General features: G+C 73.5%; 16 protein-coding genes and 1 rRNA gene. 10 read left to right on the top strand and 7 right to left on the bottom strand.

Going from position 1 to position 19,508, the window contains the following annotated elements; translation table 11 throughout:
- Window positions 1–162 precede the first annotated feature (162 nt).
- The 3 genes from rrf (at window position 163) to ABZ249_RS28830 (ending at window position 5,421) form a co-directional block, all read left to right on the top strand.
- Window positions 163–278, top strand: a 5S ribosomal RNA gene (rrf, locus tag ABZ249_RS28840).
- A gap of 1,058 nt (window positions 279–1,336) precedes the next feature.
- Complete coding sequence (locus tag ABZ249_RS28835) at window positions 1,337–1,969, top strand: class I SAM-dependent methyltransferase (RefSeq protein ID WP_355269090.1); 633 nt, start codon at window positions 1,337–1,339, stop codon at window positions 1,967–1,969.
- 239 nt (window positions 1,970–2,208) lie between these two features.
- Window positions 2,209–5,421, top strand: a complete 3,213-nt coding sequence (locus ABZ249_RS28830) for a transglycosylase domain-containing protein (protein WP_355269088.1) — start codon at window positions 2,209–2,211, stop codon at window positions 5,419–5,421.
- 75 nt (window positions 5,422–5,496) lie between these two features.
- Here ABZ249_RS28830 and ABZ249_RS28825 read toward each other — a convergent pair whose 3' ends face one another.
- The 4 genes from ABZ249_RS28825 to ABZ249_RS28810 all read right to left on the bottom strand — a co-directional run bounded on the left by ABZ249_RS28825 (window position 5,497) and on the right by ABZ249_RS28810 (window position 9,838).
- The gene (locus ABZ249_RS28825; protein WP_355269086.1) at window positions 5,497–6,555 is read right to left on the bottom strand and encodes a prenyltransferase; all 1,059 of its coding nucleotides are present in this window, start codon (window positions 6,553–6,555) and stop codon (window positions 5,497–5,499) included.
- Window positions 6,555–7,277, bottom strand: coding sequence for a class I SAM-dependent methyltransferase (locus tag ABZ249_RS28820; protein ID WP_220565315.1), 723 nt, complete (start codon window positions 7,275–7,277; stop codon window positions 6,555–6,557). The genes ABZ249_RS28825 and ABZ249_RS28820 overlap by 1 nt, the downstream gene beginning before the upstream one ends.
- Window positions 7,278–7,310: 33 nt before the next feature.
- Window positions 7,311–8,645 carry a glycosyltransferase family 4 protein gene (locus ABZ249_RS28815; RefSeq protein WP_355269084.1) on the bottom strand — a complete coding sequence of 445 codons (1,335 nt, stop codon included), beginning with the start codon at window positions 8,643–8,645 and terminating at the stop codon, window positions 7,311–7,313.
- 161 nt (window positions 8,646–8,806) lie between these two features.
- A complete protein-coding gene (locus ABZ249_RS28810) occupies window positions 8,807–9,838 on the bottom strand; it encodes an MBL fold metallo-hydrolase (RefSeq protein WP_355269082.1) in 1,032 nt (343 codons plus the stop codon).
- Between the two features lie 382 nt (window positions 9,839–10,220).
- Between ABZ249_RS28810 and ABZ249_RS28805 the strand changes: the two genes are divergently transcribed.
- Window positions 10,221–10,835: a TetR family transcriptional regulator gene (locus tag ABZ249_RS28805; RefSeq protein ID WP_355269080.1), complete on the top strand. Its 615-nt coding sequence runs from the start codon at window positions 10,221–10,223 to the stop codon at window positions 10,833–10,835.
- Between the two features lie 31 nt (window positions 10,836–10,866).
- Here the strand turns inward: ABZ249_RS28805 and ABZ249_RS28800 are convergent, their stop codons facing one another.
- Both ABZ249_RS28800 and nadA read right to left on the bottom strand, forming a co-directional pair.
- Window positions 10,867–12,273 carry a sigma-70 family RNA polymerase sigma factor gene (locus ABZ249_RS28800; protein WP_355269078.1) on the bottom strand — a complete coding sequence of 469 codons (1,407 nt, stop codon included), beginning with the start codon at window positions 12,271–12,273 and terminating at the stop codon, window positions 10,867–10,869.
- Between the two features lie 137 nt (window positions 12,274–12,410).
- Entirely contained in the window at window positions 12,411–13,409 is a 999-nt protein-coding gene (gene nadA, locus ABZ249_RS28795) for a quinolinate synthase NadA (RefSeq protein ID WP_355269076.1), read from the bottom strand.
- Window positions 13,410–13,542: 133 nt separating this feature from the next.
- Between nadA and ABZ249_RS28790 the strand changes: the two genes are divergently transcribed.
- The 6 genes from ABZ249_RS28790 (at window position 13,543) to ABZ249_RS28765 (ending at window position 18,707) form a co-directional block, all read left to right on the top strand.
- Window positions 13,543–14,283 carry an NUDIX domain-containing protein gene (locus tag ABZ249_RS28790; protein WP_355269074.1) on the top strand — a complete coding sequence of 247 codons (741 nt, stop codon included), beginning with the start codon at window positions 13,543–13,545 and terminating at the stop codon, window positions 14,281–14,283.
- An 11-nt stretch (window positions 14,284–14,294) separates the two neighbouring features.
- Window positions 14,295–14,966 (top strand): HAD family hydrolase, encoded by a 672-nt coding sequence (locus ABZ249_RS28785; protein WP_355269072.1) that lies wholly within the window; start codon window positions 14,295–14,297, stop codon window positions 14,964–14,966.
- A gap of 213 nt (window positions 14,967–15,179) precedes the next feature.
- Complete coding sequence (locus tag ABZ249_RS28780; RefSeq protein ID WP_355269070.1) at window positions 15,180–16,289, top strand: ATP-binding cassette domain-containing protein; 1,110 nt, start codon at window positions 15,180–15,182, stop codon at window positions 16,287–16,289.
- A complete protein-coding gene (locus ABZ249_RS28775) occupies window positions 16,286–17,071 on the top strand; it encodes an ABC transporter permease subunit (protein ID WP_355269068.1) in 786 nt (261 codons plus the stop codon). Before ABZ249_RS28780 ends, ABZ249_RS28775 begins: the two co-directional genes overlap by 4 nt.
- A 2-nt stretch (window positions 17,072–17,073) precedes the next feature.
- Window positions 17,074–17,754 (top strand): ABC transporter permease, encoded by a 681-nt coding sequence (locus tag ABZ249_RS28770; protein ID WP_355269066.1) that lies wholly within the window; start codon window positions 17,074–17,076, stop codon window positions 17,752–17,754.
- 47 nt (window positions 17,755–17,801) lie between these two features.
- A complete protein-coding gene (locus ABZ249_RS28765) occupies window positions 17,802–18,707 on the top strand; it encodes an ABC transporter substrate-binding protein (RefSeq protein WP_355269064.1) in 906 nt (301 codons plus the stop codon).
- 339 nt (window positions 18,708–19,046) lie between these two features.
- Here the strand turns inward: ABZ249_RS28765 and ABZ249_RS28760 are convergent, their stop codons facing one another.
- A complete protein-coding gene (locus ABZ249_RS28760; protein WP_220565313.1) occupies window positions 19,047–19,505 on the bottom strand; it encodes a flavin reductase family protein in 459 nt (152 codons plus the stop codon).
- Window positions 19,506–19,508 lie beyond the last annotated feature (3 nt).

Raw genomic sequence — 19,508 nt, 5'->3', positions numbered from 1 at the left:
TAGGCCGGGTGTGGAAGCCCTGTGAGGGGTGGAGCTGACCGGTACTAATAGGCCGAGGGCTTGTCCGCTGCAGATAATTGGGTGCTCGCGCATACTTTGTTCACATAACTGTGGAATTCTTCCCTGCTCCTGGGTTTTCTGGGGGTGTGGGTGTTGGGTTTCCGTGGTGGTTATGGTGGGAGGGTCACACCCGGTTACTTTCCGAACCCGGTCGTTAAGTCTCCTTGCGCTGATGGTACTGCCCTGTGGTGGGGTGGGAGAGTAGGTTGCCGCCACGGTTTTCTTCGGGTTGAGAGCCCCTGCCTTCGGGTGGGGGCTTTCCCTGTTTTCGGGGTGTGGGTGTGTGGGGGGTCGCGTAGCGGCCCCCTTTTTTGTGTCCTGGGGCCGGGCACCCCACTGGCCTCACACGGCTATGGCGGAGGCCCCGGCCTGCCCTCCCAAACCCCCTGGGGCCAGGGCGGGAAGCCGACCGCGGCCTTCACCCCCTGCGGCGCAGGTAGCGGTTCGCCTTCCGACAGGGGCTGAGGCCCCGGTTGGGTGGGAAACCCGCTGGGGCGGAGGTGGCGGTCCGCCTTCCGGTGGTGGCTGAGATCCCGGTCGGGTGAGAACCCCCCTGGGGCTGGGGCGGGAAGCCGACCGCGGCCTTCACCCTCTGCGGCGGGGGCCCAGCGATGCCCTCCGGTTGTGGCTAAGGGCCCCGGTCAGGCGGGAACCCCCCTCGGGCTGGGGCGAGAAGCCACCCGCGGCTTTCACCCCCTGAGGCAGGGGCCCCGCGACGCCCTCCGTTGGTGGCTGAGGACCCCAGCCGGGTGGGAAACCCCCTGCGGCCAGGGCCCGCAGGTACGCGCGGCCTCCACCCCCTGTGTCCGGAACGGAGGGCACGCCCACCTCAACCCCCTGGGGTCGAAGGAGATGATCCGCTCTCCGGCCGTGGCTCGGCCCCGGACAGATCCACCCGTCACCCACCACAGCGTTGAAAGGGCATGAGAGTGTCCTTGGTGCTGGTGCTGGTGCTGGTGCTGGTGCTGGTGCTGGTGCTGGGTCCGTGGGTATGCGCGAACCATCACCCCCTGCGGCGGAGGCCCAGCGGCGCTCCCCGGCAGTGGCTGAGGGCCCGCTCCGCGGGCGACCCCCTGCGGCCTTCCCCCGTGTGCCCGGGGACGGCGGGCACGCCCACCCCCACCCCTTGGGGCCGAAGGAGACGTTCCGCCCTCAGGACGCGGCTGGGCCCCGGACGGACCCACCCGTCGCCCACCACGGCGTTGGAGGGGCGCACACGGGCGCATCAGCGGAGCCGAACGGAGGACCCGCCCCCCACCGGTGGGACAATTCACCCATGACGATTCCCATCCCCGCCGACCTGCTCGCCGCCGCCGAGGCCGCCAAGGGCTTCATGCCCACGGACGAGGGCACCGCCCTGTACGAGACCGCCCTCCGTTACGCCCCTGTCGGGCCCGTCGTGGAGATCGGCACCTACTGCGGCAAGTCCACCGTCTTCCTCGGTGCGGCGGCCCGGGCCACCGGCGTGAAGGTGGTCACCGTGGACCACCACCGCGGGTCGGAGGAGCACCAGGAGGGCTGGGAGTACCACGACGCGACGCTCGTGGACCGGGAGACCGGGAAGTTCGACACGCTCCCGCACCTGCGCCGGACCCTCACCCTGGCCGGGCTGGACGACGAGGTCATCGTCGTGGTCGGCCGCTCCGCCGAGGTGGCCTCGGTGTGGGGCACCCCGCTGGGGATGCTGTTCATCGACGGCGGCCACAGCGAGGAGGCCGCGCAGGCCGACTACGCCGGCTGGAGCGGGCACGTCGCCCCCGGCGGCGCGCTGGTGATCCACGACGTCTTCCCCGACCCCGCGGACGGCGGGCGCCCCCCGTACAACATCTACCTCCGGGCCCTGGACTCCGGTCTGTTCAAAGAGGTCGCGGCGGTCGGTTCGATGCGGGTCCTGGAACGGGTCGCCTGAGCCCTCCCACCTCCCCGAACCGGTCGGGCAACGGCCGTCCTGGGACACGCCCCCGCCGGGTAAGCCTTCGGTAAGAAGTCACCACCCGGTTATGGATTCGGCCTTGACATGGTTACGGCCCGGTATCGTGTCGAGAAGGGGCGGAGCGATGGTGGCGTTATCCCCCGAAAGACCACTTCGGTCCAAATCTTGACTGAACCGATCCGGGGCGGTTGCGCGTCAAATACCAGGACGGCACCGTGCCGGACGTGATTTGCCATGGGGGCGGGGAGCTGAGCGAGAGCACAAACGGCGCGAACGGGGCGGATGGGCAGCGCCCCGTGCACGATGAGGACGTCGCGCCGGAGACCAACGACACCTCTGCGGAGGAGCTGCCCGACGCCGGAGAGGACACGGCCGACCGCGCCCCGACCACCGGTGGTGGCGGGGACGCCGACTCGGCGGCCGACTCCGGGCACATCACTTTCAAGACCAGCGGCACCTTCTTCCGCGAGCGGGTCGCGCAGGTCCTCGCGGAGCAGGGCTTCGACGAGTCCTCCGAGGGGGAGGACGGGCGGGAGCCGGGGAGGGCCACCGCGGAGACCGCGGAGGAGTCCGCCGAGGCGGCTCCGGAGGTGACCGGAAACTCGGCGGCCGACGAGCCCGAAACAGCGTCCGCGCAGGCGGAGAGGGGGACCGCCGACGAATCCGGGGAGCGTTCCTCCGCGGAGGAGTCCGCCGGCGCGGCCGCGGTGGCCGCTGCCGCCGCCACCGCGGCGCAGGCTCCCGAGCCGGCCGACGGCCCCCGGTCCGCGACCGACGGGTCCGAGGGGTCCGGTGCGTCCGAGCCGGGCGCCGCCGCGGCCGGTTCCGAGCCCGCGCCCGCCGCCGACGACACCACCACCGCCGCGGCCGGGAAGGCCGCCGACGCCGCCGATCCCGCCGGAGCCGCGCAGGGCGGTGCGCCCGAGGCCCCGTCCTGGACTCCCGCCGCCCCGCCGGTCCCGCCCGCCGGGTCCGCGGCCGAGCCCTCGACGCCTCCCGTGTCCGCCGCGCCTCCCGCCACGCCCCCCGGTGCGCCCGAGGCTCCGCAGTCCGTCGCCGGGCCCGTTCCGGACCCCCAGGTCACGGAGGAGTCCGCGGCCGAGGCCGGGGCGATGTGGCCGCAGCCGCAGCGGCTGTCCAACTACGTCGGAGCCGCCGGCGCGGGCCGCCCGCCCCAGGGTCCCGGAGGCCCGAACGGTCCCGGAGGCCCGAGCGGCCCCGGGGGGCCCGGCGGCCCCACCGGTCCCAGCGGTTCGTCCAGCCCGTCGGGTCCCGCCGGCACCGGCCCCGGGAAGAAGGCCAAGGCCAAGAAGGGCAAGCGCAAGAAGCCGCTCTGGTGGCGGATCCTGCGCACCTTCCTGGTGGCCTCCGCGCTGATGGTCATCATCGCCTGCGGCGCCTTCGCGTACTTCTACGCCACCGTCGAGGTCCCCGACGCCGCGAAGGCCGACGCCGTGGAGCAGGGGTCGACCTTCTACTTCGGCGACGGGGAGACCGAGTTCGCCTACCGCGGCACCGACCGCGACCCCATCACCTACGAGGAGATGACCGAGAACGGCGACCAGGTCGTCGAGGCCGTCATCTCCGCCGAGGACCGGGGCTTCTGGACCGAGCCCGGCGTCTCCGTGCGCGGCACCACCCGCGCCGTCTGGTCCACGGTCACCGGCCAGCAGGTCCAGGGCGGCTCCACCATCACCCAGCAGATGGTCCGCAACTACTACGAGGGCGTGTCCTTCGAGCAGACCGTCTCCCGGAAGATCCAGGAGATCATCATCTCCATCAAGGTCGACCAGAGCGAGACCAAAGAATGGGTGATGGAGCAGTACCTCAACACCATCTACTTCGGCCGCCAGGCCTACGGGATCCAGGCCGCGGCCCAGGCCTACTACGACAAGAACGCCAATGAGCTGACCCCGGAGGAGGCCGCCTTCCTGGCCGCCGCCATCCAGCAGCCGACGCCGTTCGGCGAGGCGGACGTCAACACCACGCCGGAGATGGAGCAGCGCTGGCGCTACGTCGTCGACGGCATGGTGACCACGGGCGCCATCACCCAGTCCGAGGCCGACGGGATGGAGTTCCCCGCGCCGATCGAGTACGAGCCCGGGGCCGACAACGACCTGAGCGGCTACCGCGGCTACATGTACGAGGCCGCGATGCGCGAGCTGGAGGAGCTGGGCTACACCGAGGACCAGATCAACCGGCAGGGCTTCACCGTCGTCACCACCTTCGACCAGGACATGATGGACGCCGCCTACGAGGTGGTGGAGGCCGCCATCCCGCAGGAGGTCATCCCCGAGGGCGTCAACGTCGGCATGGCGACCGTGGACAACGCCACCGGTGAGGTGCTGGCGTTCTACGGCGGCCACGACTACCTGGAGAACCAGTACGACAGCGCGCTGCTGGGCGGCGCCCAGGCCGGTTCGGCGTTCAAGCCCTACGTGCTGGCCACCGCGCTGGAGGAGGGCTACAGCCTCAACAGCTTCGTGGACGGCAGCGGCCCGCGCCAGATCCAGGGCTCGCGGATCCAGAACGCGGGCAACGCCCCGGGCGGTCCGATGGACCTGGTCCAGGCCACCCGCGTCTCCAACAACCTCGGCTTCGTCGAGCTGAACATGGAGGTCGGCTACGAGAACGTGCGCGACACCGCGTACGACATCGGCCTGCGCGAGGGCAGCATCGAGGACCACCAGCTGGTGCCCACCCTGGCGCTGGGCGTCTCCACGGTGACGCCGCTGGACCAGGCGGGCGCGTACGCGACCTTCGCCAACGGCGGCCGCCACGTGGACACGCACGTGATCAAGTCGATCCTCAACGCCGACGGCGAGGAGGTGCGCCCCGAGGTGGAGTCCCGGCAGGCGATCAAGGAGTCGACCGCCGCGGACGTCACCTACGCGCTGGAGCAGGTGGTCCAGGGCGGTACCGGCACCTCGGCGAACTTCTGGACGCACCCGGTGGCGGGCAAGACCGGTACCACCTCGGACAGCGTCGCCGCCTGGTTCGTCGGGTACACCCCGCAGCTGTCCACGGCGGTGGGCGTCTACAACGAGAACAACCAGTCGTTCGGCATCCCCGGCTACGACATCTCCGGTGGCGGTGTGGCGGCGCCGATCTGGCGCGACTACATGCAGCGGGCGATGGAGGGGTACGAGCGCAAGGAGTTCCCGCCGCCCGCGTTCGCCGGGTCCACCCAGTACTGGGCGCCGGACCCGTCCACCCAGGCTCCGGAGGAGCCGGTGGAGGAGCTGCCGGAGGAGACGCCCCAGGACCCGGGCACGCCGGAGGTCCCCGAGGTCCCGGAGACCCCGGAGAACCCGGGCACGCCGGAGGTCCCGGAGGTTCCGGAGTTCCCCGGGCCGGGTGACGGCGAGGGCGGCGGCGGGGAGACCCCGCCGGCCCGCGAGGAGGTCAGGGAGTTCCCGGCCGGCTGACCCCGCCGGGCGGGGTGAGTGCGAAGGGGCCGCGGACGGCGACGTCCGCGGCCCCTTCGCCGTGTGCGCCCGGGCTCACCCGTCCCAGGTGTGCAGGAACACGTGCGACCCCGGCGTGGTCCGGGTGAGGGCGTCCACGGCGAGGATCACGGCGGCGGTGGTCCAGGTGCTGCGCTCCACCGGCCAGCGCACCTGCTCGGCGAACTGGTAGCCGGTCCAGTAGACGCCGTCGTCGCCGTCGCGCAGGTGCTGCACCTCGCGCAGGATGCGCACGCCGTCCCCGGTCCGGCCCACGGCGGCCAGGGCCAGGACCAGTTCGGAGGTCTCGGCGGCGGTGACCCAGGGCTGGTCGTCGACGCAGCGCACGCCCAGGCCCGGGACCACGAACCGGTCCCAGCGCTCGGCCAGGCGCGCGTGGGCGGCCTCGCCGCGGACGGCGCCGCCCAGGATCGGGTAGAACCAGTCCATCGAGAACCGGCCGCGGTCGGCGAACAGGTCCTCGTCGTCGTTGATGAGGCCGGACAGCCGGTCGGCGGCCTCGGTCCACTCCGGGCGCGGGCGGCCCAGCCGCTCGCCCAGGGCGGCGCCGCAGCGCAGCGCGTGGTGCACGCTGGCGCAGACGGTGAGCAGGGCGTGGTCGCCGGGGGACCCGTCCTCCCCGCGCGCCCACAGGATCTCTCCGCGTTCGCCGCGCAGGGCCAGCACGAACTCCAGGCCGTCCTCGACGACGGGCCACAGCTCCTCGGCGAAGGCCGTGTCCCCGGTGACGAGCAGGTGGTGGAACGCCCCCACGGCCGGGTAGGCGGCGTGGTTGGCCTCGCGCAGCTCGGTCACGGGGACGCCCTGGCGGAACTTGGCGGGCCAGCCGCCGCCGGGGTGGCGGGCGCCGGCCAGCCACCGGTAGGCGCGGCGGGCGGCCGCGGCGTGCGCGGGCTCCCACAGGCCGGTGACGGTCAGCGCCATGGCGCACTCGACGTGGTCCCACACGTCGGTGTGGCCGCCGGGGAACCAGGGCAGGGCGCCGGCGGCCTCCTGGCTGCGGGCCAGGTAGTCGGCGGAGCGCAGCAGCTGCCCGGCGTCCAGCACGCCGGGCAGGCGCAGGGTCAGGTCGTCCGGTGCGGTGACGACGGACATCAGGCGGCGTCGAGCGGCTTGCGCACGTACACGACCACGCTCTTGCCGATGACCGGGTTGAGCAGGCGCTCGGCCACCCGGGTCACCTTGGGGGCCTGGAACATGTCCCAGACGAGCAGCTCGTGGTAGGCCTTGGCGAGCGGGTGGTCGTTGTTGTCGGTGCCCACCGCGCACTTGATCCACCAGTAGGGCGCGTGCAGGGCGTGCGCGTGGTGGTGCGGGCCGATCAGGAACCCGGTGGCCTTGAGCTTGGCCTCCAGCTCGGCGCGGGTGTAGATGCGGATGTGGCCGCCCTCGTTGGTGTGGTACTCCTCCGAGAGGGCCCAGCAGATGCGCTCGGGCAGGAAGCTGGGCACGGTCACCGCGGCGATGCCGCCGGGCCTGAGGACCCGGTACAGCTCCTTCATGGCGGCGGTGTCGTGCGGGATGTGCTCGAAGATCTCCGCGGCGATGACGCGGTCGAAGGAGCCCTCGTCGAAGGGCATGTCGAGGGCGTCGCCCTTGACGGTCTCCGCGGTGGCGGAGGCGGGGGCCTCGCCCTCCTCCTTCATGGCGGCGAACATGGTCTCGACGGAGGCCAGGTCCTCGACGTTCTGGTCGAAGGCGACGATGTCGGCGCCGCGGCGGTAGACCTCGAAGGCGTGGCGGCCGCCGCCGCAGCCCAGGTCGAGCACGCGGTCGCCCGGACCGACGGGGAACAGGGTGAAGTCGACGGTGATCAGTGGAGGCTCCCTCGTGTTCTGCGAAAAAGGTGCTCAGGCGCCGTTGGCCCGGGCGGGGGCGGGGCGGCTGTCCCCGTCGGCGGGGCGTCGGCCGGTGGCGGACGCGATCGTGGACGCGTAGCGGCGGGCGGTCAGCTCGGCCACCGCCCGCCAGGTGAAGCGTTCCTGGACGCGGCGCCAGGCGGCGGCGCCCATGCGTTCGCGCTCGGCGTCGTCGTCGAGGAGGCGGGCGAGCTCGGCGGCCAGCAGTCCGGGGTCGCCGGGGGCGATGAGGCGGCCGGCGTCGCCGTCGGTGCCCACGACCTCGGGCAGCGCCCCGGCGCGGCTGGCGATGAGCGGGGTGGCGCAGGCCATGGCCTCGACGGCGGGCAGGGAGAAGCCCTCGTAGAAGGACGGGACGACGGCGACCTGCGCGGTGGCGATGAGTTCGGCCAGCGCGGTGTCGTCGATGCCGCTGACGAACTCGACGCGGTCGCGCAGGCCGAGTTCGTCGACCAGCCGGTCGGTGGGCCCGCCGGGGCGGGGCCTGCTGACGACGGTCAGGGTGACGTCGCGCTCGGCGGCGAGTTCGGCGGTGGCGCGCAGCAGGGTGGCGACGCCCTTGAGGGGGCTGTCGGCGCTGGCGGTGCACACGATGCGGCCGGGGACGCGCCGGACCTCCGGGCGCGGGTGGAAGTAGCGGGTGTCGACGCCCAGGGGGGTGACCTCCATGGCCTCGGGGGCCACGCCGAACTCGCGGGCGATGTCGTCGGCGGAGGACCGGGAGGGCACCAGGATGGGGTCGAGGCGGCGGGCCACCCTGGCCTGCATCCTGACGAACCCGTACCAGCGGCGCTTGGAGAGCTTCTGCCACCCCTGTGCCTCGTCGATCTCGATGCGGCGGTCGACGCTGATGGGGTGGTGGATGGTGGTGACCAGGGGGATCCCGGCGGACTTGATGCCGAGCAGGCCCCAGCCCAGGGTCTGGTTGTCGTGGACGACGTCGAACTCGTCCAGGCGGCGGCGGAGTTCGCGGTTGGCGCGCAGGGAGAAGGTGAGCGGCTCGGGGAACCCGGCGGTCCACATGGTGGCGACCTCCAGGGCGTCGATCCAGTCGCGCCACTCGCGCAGCGGCGGGGCGACGAAGGGGTCGGCGTCGTTGTAGAGGTCGAGGGAGGGGATCTTCTCCAGGGTGACGCCCTCGTCCAGGACGGGGTAGGGCTGGCCGGAGAAGACGGTGACCTCGTGGCCCAGTGCGGCGAGCTCGCGGGACAGGTGGCGGACGTACACGCCCTGGCCGCCCACGTGCTGCTTGCTCCGGTAGGAGAGCAGGGCCACGCGCAGGGGGCGGTCGGGGTGCGGTCCCGTGCTTTTGCCCGACTGGGTCAAGAGTCCACCTCTTCGTTGGGTCGCGGGGCCCGGCCGCCTCGGTGGGCGGGGTGGTCGCCGCCGGGCGTCGCGCGCGGGCCGGGCCGGTGGCGGGTACGGGCGTCCCATATGTTACTCGTCAGTTGTGTTCGGGTCGGCCCCCGGGCCGGTTGGTAGGGATCCTATGCCGGGGCATCGGGCCCGGTGACGGCGACCCAGCGGGGCAGGGAGGGGGTTCCGGTGAGGGCGGCCAGCCCGCGCTCCTCGGCCAGGCGCAGGTGCGCCGCGGTCTCGGCGGCGGCCATGTGGCGGGAGCGGACGCTCATATCGGCCCAGGGCCGGCGCCAGGTGAGGCCGGCGGCGGCCTCCCACAGGGTGGCGGGGCCCGCGGCCCGGAGCAGCGTCAGGATCTCCGCGACGCGGTCCTCGTGGTGCTCGACGATCTCGGCGGTGCGGGCGCCCAGCCCGGTGAAACGGCGCTCGTGTGAGGGAAGGCACACCAGCGTGTCGGCGCCGGGCAGGCCCCCGACGGCCCGCTGGGAGGCGAGGAAGTCGCCGAGCGGGTCTCCCTCGCCGGTGGTCAGCGGGAACCGCCCCACGTGCGGGGTGATGCGCGGCAGGACGTGGTCGCCGGTGAACAGGAGCCCGCCGTCGGCCAGGTGCAGGCACAGGTGGCCGGGGGTGTGGCCGGGGGTCCACACGGCGCGCAGGTCGCGGCCGGGCAGGTCCACGCGGGCGCCGTCGGCCAGGGGGAGGTCGGGGACGACCGGGGGAGGGGAGTAGCGGGGGCCGGCCAGGAGTTCGTCGACGTCGTCCTCGGGGAATCCGGCGGCGCGCATCTGGTCGGCCAGCGAGCGCAGGCGGGCGTCGCCGTCGAGGGCGAGCATGCGCTCGGTGACGGTGATGTCGGCGGGGTGCATGGCCAGCCAGGCGTCGGAGGACTCGCGCAGCCGCCCGGTGAGCCCGGTGTGGTCGGGGTGGAAGTGGGTGAGGACGGCGCCGCGCACCTCCCCGACGGTGTGTCCGATCCGGGCCAGGCCCTTGACCAGGGCGTCCCAGGAGTCGTCGTGGTCCCAGCCGGTGTCGATGAGGACGGGGCCGTCGGAGCCGGTCAGGACGTAGACGTAGGTGAAGCCGAGGGGGTTGCCGGGGATGGGCACCGGCAGGCTCCACACGCCGTCTCCGAGGTCCTCGACGGGGGGTGTCTCGGGCATGGGCGGCCTCTCACTGGAAACAGAATCGGATTCGATTCTAGAGTGGGGGGTGTGCGCCGGCCGCGGCCGGGCGGAGGTCCGGCGGCGGGTGCGCACCCAGCGTGACCGCCGGGGGTGGACGACCCGTCCCGGAGCGAAATAGAACATATTCTATAAATCCTGTACCAGCGTTCCCAAAAACCCTGGATCGGTTCCGCAAGGCCGCTGCCCTGCCGGTCAATGAGGCGTGAATCATGGGAGGGAACCGCTGCGCGAACGGGAAGCGGTTGGATAACGTGTTCTCATAAGGTCGGTGCTCCGGACGGGCTTCGGCCACACCTGGTAGCCCTCTCGGTGCTGCGGCGAGCAGTCGGCGCGACCGACGACGAAGGGGAGAGATCCTGTGGCGGTACAGGCGCCGATCGGAACCATGTCGCGAAGCCAGACCCAGCGACGCAAGCGCATCGTGCAGACCGCGGCGGCCCTGGCCGTGCGCGGCGGCGTCGAGGCCATGCAGATGCGCTCGGTCGCCGAGCGGGCGGGGGTCGCCCTGGGCACCCTCTACCGCTACTTCCCCTCCAAGATGGACCTCGTCGTGGCCGTGGTCACCGAGGAGCTCGACCTGCTGGAGGGCGGCATCGTCCGCCGTCCGCCCACCGCCGACACCCCCGCCGGCCGCGCCGTGGACGTGCTGCTGCGCGCCACCCGGGGGCTGATGCGCGAGCCGGAGCTGGCCGACGCGCTGGTGCGCTCGCTCATCATGGCCGAGGTCAAGATCGAGCTGGACGTCCGCATCACCGACCTGGTCTGGCGGGTGGCCACCGGCTCGCTGGCGGCCGAGGACGCCCGCGAGGACGCCCCCGACATCGACCGCGAGGGCGTGGGCTACGTGCTGGCCGGGTCGCTCACCAGCGTGTGGATCTTCGAGCTGGTGGAGGTCCTCAAGGGCCGCCGCGACGTCGACGAGGTCGAGCGGCGGCTGCACGTCGCCGCCGAGCGCCTCCTCGCCTCCTTCTAGACCGGACCTCCGCCCCGCAGGGACCCGGGCGTCAGCCACCGCCCAGGAGCAGGCCCAGCAGGCCGCTGATCAGACCGCCTCCGCGCTCGGACCCGTCATCGCCGGGTTCCCCGCCGGAGGCGTCGTCGTCCCCGGGGCCGGGCGAGGGCGACTGCGACGGGGCCTCCCCCGCGGGGGGCTCCTCCCGGGGCGGGTCGCCGGGGTCGGCCGGGGCGGCCGGCGGGGCCTGCGGCTCTTCGGGGGCGGTCTCCTCCCGCGGCTCCTCCTGCCCGGTCTCCGGCGCGTCGGGCGTGCCCGACGCCGGGGCCCCCGGGGTGGTGGGCCCGGCCTCGGGCCGGGTGTCGGCGGCGCTGGAGGAGGTCTCCACCCCGGTGAGCACCGGGCCGGCGGGCCGGGGGGCGTCCGGGCCCGTGCCGATGACGGTGGCGGGCTCCTCCGAGGCGCCGGCCCAGCCCCACAGCGCCATGGCCAGGGCGGCGGTGGCCAGCCCGGCGACCACCGGCAGCGCCCGGCGCGAGCGCCGGGGCGCGGTCTCCTCGTCCTCGTCCACGCCCCCGGGGCCGGGCAGCGGGGCCCGGTGCTCCTCCCGGACCGGGTGGTCGGCGGTGCTCAGCCGGTCGCCCGGCAGGACCCGGGCGGGGCGCGGCGCCCGCGCCTCGTCGGTCCCGTCCCCTCCGTCCTCGCCGCCGACGCCGGCGGCGTCCTCGGCGGCCCGGGAGCGGTGCAGCGGGTAGCCCTCGGAGGTGAGCGGGTGCATCTCCCGGGCGATGCGGCGGCGCTCCCCCTCCAGACCGGGGTCGGTGCAGGTCTCCAGGACCCGGTCGCGCAGGCCCGGGGGCGGTCCCGGCGGGCGGAGCAGCGCCAGGGCGGTGGAGACCTCCTCCATCCGGGCGCGCCAGCCGACCGGTGAGGGCGGCCCCTCGTCGGCGGGCACGCGCTCGCGGGAGCGGGCGGCGCGCCGGGGGTCGCGGGCCTCGGCCAGGCCGTCGGCGGCGCGGCGCACCGCCGAGCGGGCCAGCTCGGCGCACAGGTCGTGGTCCAGGCCCAGGACGCGGGCGATCGCCGAGGCGGGCAGCGCGTGGCGCAGGTGGAGCTCGACCAGTTCGCGGTGGCTGGCCGGGAGGCGGGAGAACATGCGCGCGACCGGCTCCTCGGCGGGCACGGTGGCCAGCCGGGCGTAGGGGCACACGTGGACGAACCCGCGGCGGCGGGCGGCCGCCCGGACCAGGGCGTACAGCCAGGGGGCGCGTTCGGCCGGGTCGGCGGGCCGCTCGGTGAGCGTGCGCGCGGCGACCAGTCCGTCGTGTACGGCGTCGGCGGTGCCGGGGCCCTCGCCCAGGAGGGACCAGGCGTACCGGTACAGGGCCGGTGCGAAGGCGTCGTAGAGCGCCTCGACCGGCTCCGGACCCGGTTCGTCTCTTTCGTTGCCTCTGGTCACGATTCTCCCCCCACACCGCAGACGGTAGTGGGGGGAGTCGGACCGCGCGGGGGAATCCGGGGACTGTGGCGTGAAGGTGAGGTTTCTGTTACCTCACGCCGGGTCTCCGGGGCCTCGCGCGGGGTGAGGGGCCCTGTTCACTCGCCTCCGCGCGAGGGCGAGCCGATGGCGATCATGCGCTCGACGGAGCGGCGGGCCCGCTCCGCGGTGTCGGCGTCCACGGTGATCTCCGTGGTGCCGAAGCGCAGCGAGTTCAGCAGCTTGTCGGCGTCGATCATCTTCATGTAGTGGCACTCGGCGCGCGAGTTGACCGCCTCGAACTCGGTCCTGGGGTTGGCGTTGCGCAGCTGGTGCAGCATGCCGGTCTCGGTCGCGATGAGGACCTTCTTCGCGGTGGTGTTCTCGGCCGCGGTGAGCATGCCGCCGGTCGACAGGACCTTGACGCGCTCCTGCGGGACGGCGCCGCTGCCGACCAGGTACAGGGCGGAGGTGGCGCAGCCGCACTCGGGGTGCACGTAGACCTCGGCGTCGGGCTCGGACTCCACGCGCCGGCGCAGGGTGTGCCCGTCGATGCCGGCGTGGACGTGGCACTCGCCCATCCAGATGTGGATGTTGTCGCGGCCGGTGACGCGCTTGACGTGGGCGCCCAGGAACTGGTCCGGGAGGAACAGGATCTCCCGGTCCTCGGGGATCGATCGGATGACGTCGGCGGCGTTGGACGAGGTGCAGCAGATGTCGGTCTCGGCCTTGACCGCGGCGGTGGTGTTGACGTACGCGACGACGACCGCGCCCGGGTGCTGCGCCTTCCACTCGCGCACCTGCTCGGCGGTGATGGTGTCGGCCAGGGAGCAGCCGGCCGCCGGGTCCGGCAGCAGGACCGTCTTCTCCGGGGCCAGGATCTTGGCGGTCTCGGCCATGAAGTGCACGCCGCAGAAGACGATGGTGCCCGCGTCGACGGTGGCGGCCAGGCGGGACAGGGCCAGGGAGTCGCCGGTGTGGTGCGCGACGTCCTGGATTTCCGGACGCTGGTAGTTGTGCGCGAGGATGACCGCGTCGCGCTCCTGCGCCAGGCGGCGGACCTCCGCGGCCCATTCCTGCCTGGTCATGGTGTCCGCCGAGGCGGTGACCGGTGCCATGTCCGTACTACTTCCTTGAGGCTGTGGGCGGGCGTGGACGCCGCGCCGTGGCTGGTCGGTGCGGGGACAGGGTTTTTGTCTGTCAGGCACAAACCTGTCGCAGCTTAACATGTCGGGGAACGGAAGGGACAGGGTGGATATCCCGGAAGCAAACGGACAGGTGGTGGGCGCCGTGGCCGAGGACACGGGACTCTCGGCGCACGAGGCGCTCGCCGTCGTCCTCCAGATCCGCGCCGGAGAGCTGTGCGTCCTGCTGTGGCGCCGCGCGCTGCCGCCCTGCGAGGGGGAGTGGGCGCTGCCCGGCGGCAGGCTGCGGGCCGACGAGAGCCTGGGCGCCTCCATCAGCCGCCAGCTCGCCCAGAAGGTCGACGTGCGCGACCTGTCGCACCTGGAGCAGTTGGAGACGCGCAGCGACCCCGACCGCCACCCCGAGCGCCGCACCCTGGCCACCGCCTACCTGGGCCTGGTCCCGGCCGGCATCGACCCCGTGGTGCCCGCCGACACCCGCTGGCACCCCGCCGGCGACCTGCCGCCGATGGCCTTCGACCACGCCTCCATCGTCCGCTCCGGGCGCCAGAGGCTGCGCGCCAAGCTCAGCTACACCAACGTGGGGTTCGCCCTGGCCCCGCCGGAGTTCACCATGTCGGAGCTGTCGGGCTACTACCGGGCCGCGCTGGGGCACGACGTGGCCGCCACCAACCTGCGCCGGGTGCTGCTGCGCCGGGGGCAGATCGAGGAGACCGGGCGCTCGGTGCCCTCGGGCCGCTCGGGCGGCCGGCCCGCGGCGCTGTTCCGGTTCCGGTCGCGGAGCCTGCAGATCACCGACGCCTTCGCGGTGCTGCGGCCCCCCGGACAGGGTGCGGGGGACAAGTAGACTTCCCCGACGTGGCTATTCGTACTGTGGTGTTCGACGTCGGGGAAACACTGGTCGACGAGACGCGGATCTTCGAGCGCTGGGCGGACCGGTTCGGGATCCCGCACATGGCGTTCTTCGGCACCATCGGCGGTGTCCTGGCCGACGGCGGCACCCTCACCGACGGGTTCCGCCTGATGGTGCCCGGATTCGACCTGGCGGCCGAGAGCGAGCGCTGGCGGGCCGAGGACCCGGACGGCGAGCGCGAGCACTTCGGGGAGAAGGACCTGTACCCGGACGTGCGGCCCGCGTTCGAGACCATGCGCCGGGGCGGCCTGTCGCTGGTCATCGCCGGGAACCAGCCGCCCGAGGCCGGGCCCGCGCTGGAGGCGATGGGGCTGGGCGTGGACGGGATCGGCATCTCCGACACCTGGGGCGTGAAGAAGCCGGAGCCGGAGTTCTTCGACCGGGTCCTGGACCTGGCCGCCCTGGTCCGGCCCGGGATCTCGGCCGGGGAGATCCTCTATGTGGGCGACCGGGTCGACAACGACGTGCTGCCCGCGCTGCGGGCGGGCATGAGGACGGCCCTGCTGCGCCGGGGGATCTACGGGTACCGGCACTCCGCCTCGCCCCACGCGGCACGGGCCGACCTGGTCGCCGACGACCTGCACCGGATCGCGGAGTGGGCCCTGGAACGGGCCTGACGGCCCGCCGCGGCCCCCGCCGCCGCGGCACCCCTCCCCATTCCCCCTCTGTCCGACGGGAAAAGTGTGTAATAGGGCGATTCGGTCACGGTGTGCGTCCTTCCCGTTTGGCGGACTCGAACACGGGTACCGTCGAACGGTCCGCCCCCGGGGTCCCCCCTCCCGCAGGGCCCGCACCCGTACCATCCGCCCCGCCCCGGACTGGAGACCCCGATGATCACCTTCGAGGGCGCCGCCAAGCACTACCCCGACGGCACCGTCGCCGTCGCCGACCTCGACCTCACCGTCGAGACCGGCCGGACGACGGTCTTCGTCGGCCCCTCCGGCAGCGGTAAGACCACGTCCCTGCGGATGATCAACCGCATGGTCGAGCCCACCCGGGGGACCGTGCGCATCGACGGCGTCGACATCCGCGAACGCGACCCCGCCCTGCTGCGCCGCGGCATCGGGTACGTCATCCAGCAGGCCGGGCTGTTCCCGCACCGCACCGTCCTGGACAACATCGCGACCGTGCCGCTGCTGGTGGGCACGCCCAGGAGGACCGCCCGCGCCCGCGCCGCCGAGCTCATGGAGCTGGTCGGACTCGACCCCGCCATGGGCCGCCGCTGGCCCCACCAGCTCTCCGGCGGGCAGCAGCAGCGCGTCGGCGTCGCCCGCGCCCTGGCCGCCGACCCGCCCGTCCTGCTCATGGACGAGCCCTTCAGCGCCGTCGACCCCGTGGTGCGCACCGGGCTCCAGGACGAGCTGCTGCGGCTCCAGCAGGAGCTCCACAAGACCATCGTGTTCGTCACCCACGACATCGACGAGGCCGTGCGCCTGGGCGACCGCATCGCGGTGTTCCGCCCCGGCGGCGAACTCGCCCAGTACGACACCCCCGAGCGGCTGCTCACCACCCCCGCCGACGACTTCGTCGAATCCTTCGTCGGCCACGACCGGGGCGTGCGCCGGCTGTCGTTCTTCCCCGCCCGGACCCTGTCGCTGCGCGACGACGTCGTCTTCGAGGACGACCTCAAGGTCGAGGACGTGCGCCACATCGCCGCCGAACACCCCTGGCTGCTGGTCGTCGACACCGACCGGGCGCCCCTGGGGTGGATCTCCGAGCGCTCCCTGGCCGACGTCCCCTCCGGCATCCGCCTGGGCGAACTGGACACCGTCCCCTACGGTCACACGTTCACGGTGGAGACCGACTCCCTGCGCGCCGCGCTGGACGCCGCCGTGCTCTCGCCCGCCGGGCGCGCCGTCGGAGTGGACGGCGACGGCCGGGTGCTGGGAGTGGTGAGCCAGGACGAGCTCGGCGCCGCCCTGTGGTCGGTGACCGAATGAGCGCCGGGGTCTGGGACTGGGCCCAGGGCGTGTGGGACTGGGCGGCGGCCAACTGGTACTTCCCCGAGGAGCCGGGGCGGGGCATCCGGCCCCGGCTGGTGGAGCACGTCCGCCTGGCGTACTCCTCCATCGCCATCGGGCTGGTGCTGGCGGTCCCGCTGGGCCTGGCCTGCGTGCGCTGGAAGGTGCTGTACCCGCCGCTGCTGACCGGCGTGAACGTGCTCTACGCCGTGCCCTCCATCGCCCTGTTCTTCCTGCTGCTGCCCTACACCGGGTTCAGCGACTGGACGGCGATCGTGCCGCTGGCGCTGTACACGCTGGTCATCCTGCTGCCCAACGTGGTCGACGGGCTGAACCAGGTGCCCGACCACGTCCGCCAGGCGGCCGTGGCGATGGGCTTCGGCCCGCTGCGCCGCCTGGTCCGGGTGGAGACGCCGGTGGCGGTGCCGGTCATCATCGCAGGGCTGCGGGTGGCGTCGGTGGCCACCATCAGCATGGTCAGCGTCGCCTCCCTGGTGGGCCTGGGCGGCCTGGGGCGGCTCATCCTCAGCGACGGGTTCCGCCGCCAGTTCGACGCGCCCATCGTGGTGGGCGTCGTGCTCGTGGTGCTGCTGGCCTTCGCCACCGACGCCCTGCTCGTCCTGGCCCAGCGCCTGCTCACCCCGTGGGCGCGGCGCGACCGGCCGCGCGCCGGGTTCCGGCGCCGCCGCCGGGCCGCGGCGGCCCCCGCGGGAGCCGAGGCCCTCGAATCGACGGCGGTCGCACCGCCGGGGAAGGGGTGACCGTGGAGATCCTCGACGGCCTCATCGCCTGGTTCGGCGATCCCGCCCAGTGGAGCGGGTCCGCCGGCATCCCCGCCCGGCTCGGCGAGCACGTGTACTACTCGCTGCTGGCCCTGGTGCTGTCGGCGCTCATCGCGGTACCCGTCGGCCTGCTCACCGGGCACACCGGTGTGGGCGGGTTCCTCACCGCGAGCCTGGCCAACTTCGCCCGGGCGCTGCCCACCATCGGCGTGCTGTTCCTCGTCGTCATGGCGGCCGGGATCGGCCTGGTCCCGGTCACCGCCGCCCTGGTGGCGCTGGCGGTGCCGCCGATCCTGGTCAACACCCACGAGGGCGTGCGCTCGGTCGACGCCGGGCTGCGCGACGCCGCCCGGGGCATGGGCATGCGCGGCCGCGAGGTCCTGCTGCGCCTGGAGCTGCCGGTGGCGCTGCCGCTCATCCTGATCGGGCTGCGCACCGCCGCCGTCCAGGTCGTGGCGACCGCCACCATCGCCGCCTACGTGGGCGTCGGCGGCCTGGGCCGCTACATCTTCGACGGCCAGGCCCAGCAGAACCTGTCCATGATCCTGGGCGGTTCCGTCCTCGTGGTGGCGCTGGCCGTCGTCACCACACTTTTGTTCGCCGGGGCGCGCCGCCTGCTGGTCGCCCCCGGACTGCGCGCGCAGGCCGCGACCGCGCGGTGAGGGGTCCGCCGACACGGCGGGCCGACGAGAGAGAAGGTTTCCCGAAGATGAAGACACGGATCGCCCTCGCCGGGCTCCCCCTGGTCCTGTTGCTGAGCGCCTGCGGCGCCAGCGACCCCTTCCAGGAGGAGAACGGGGGAGGGGGCCAGGAGGGCTCCGGCGCCATCGTCGTCGGCTCGGCCGACTTCCCCGAGAGCGCGCTGCTCGCCGAGATCTACGGCCGCGCCCTGGCCGCCGAGGGCTTCGAGGTGGAGTACCAGCTCAACATCGGCAGCCGGGAGGTGTACTACTCGCAGGTGGAGTCCGGTCGGCTGTCGGTGTTCCCGGAGTACAACGGCGGCATCCTCGCCTACCTCGACGACCAGGCCCCGGTGGGCACCGCGGAGGAGACCAACGCGGCCATCACCGAGGCGCTGCCGGAGGGGCTGGAGATCCTGGAGTCGTCCGCGGCGGAGAACAAGGACTCCGTCACGGTGACCCCGCAGACCGCCGAGGAGTACGGGCTGGCCAGTATCGCCGACCTGGCCGAGGCGGCGGGCGACATGGCCCTGGGCGCCCCGCCGGAGTTCGAGACCCGGCCCCAGGGCGTGCCGGGCCTGGCCGACACCTACGGCGTGGAGTTCGGCGAGTTCCGGGCCCTGGACCCGGCGCTGATCCCGCAGGCGCTCACGGACGGGGACGTGCAGGCCGCCAACCTGTTCACCACCGACCCGCAGATCGCGGCGCAGGGCTTCGTGGTCCTGGAGGACCCGGAGAACCTGTTCGGCGCCCAGAACGTCACCCCGCTCATCAACTCCGAGCAGGTGGACGAGGACGCCCGCGCCGTGCTGAACGCGGTGTCGGCGGCGCTCACCACCGAGGAGCTGACCGCGCTCAACGAGCGGATCATCATCGACAACGAGGAGGCGGCCGACGTCGCCCAGGAGTGGCTGGGCGCTCAGGACCTGGCCTAGGGCGTGTTCGGCGGATCATTCCGGGTCGCGGCCGCGAGGCTTCCTCTCGCCGCGCCGCCTGCGCTCGGAGGGCCGAACCCGGGCCGACCCGCGCTGGTCGTCTTGCGAGAGATCGCCTCGCGGCCGCTCCCGCCATTCGGCGCAAGCGCCGGAACACTCGAAAGCATCCGCCGAACACGCCCTAGGAGGTACTCCTCCGGGCCTTCGCTCCGCCGCGGCCCGACGGTCGCCCGGCCCGGCCCGGCGCGCCGGGCCGGGCGGAGGGCGGGGGTCGGAGGTGCCCCGCGCGGCCGGGACCGGACGGTCCGGGCCGCGCGGGGCCGCCGGTCTCCGGCGCGGTCAGTCGACCGGGCGGTAGCGGCCGGCGCGGCGCACCAGGGCCGGGCCCGTGCCGCGCACCGCGGGCAGGGCGGTCACGGCGGCGAAGAACACGGTGTGGTCGCCCACCTCGACGTGGTCCAGCACCCGGCACTCGAACGCCGCCAGGGCGTCGTCCAGCACGATCGCCCGGGTGTGCTCCCCGCGGTGGTGGTCCAGCCCGGACACCAGCCGCCGGGCGCTGGGCCTGCCCTCGGCGGAGAACCGGCCCGCCAGCGCCGTCTGGCCGCCGCCGAGCACGCTCACCGCGAACGCGCCGACCTCTTCGATCACCTCGGCCACGTACCCGTCGGAGTCCACGCTCACCGAGACCACCGGGGGATCGGCGGAGACGGACCCGAAGGAGCTCACCGTCGCCCCGATGTCGTCCCGGCCGTCGGCGACGGTCACCACCGCGACCCCGACCGGCAGCAGCCCCATCGC

This window comes from Nocardiopsis sp. NPDC006139 (assembly GCF_040614155.1).
In the GTDB taxonomy this organism is placed as follows: Bacteria; Actinomycetota; Actinomycetes; order Streptosporangiales; family Streptosporangiaceae; genus Nocardiopsis; species Nocardiopsis changdeensis.
The sequence above is the reverse complement of the archived record's forward strand: the minus strand, read 5'-3'. Positions and strand labels throughout refer to the sequence as shown.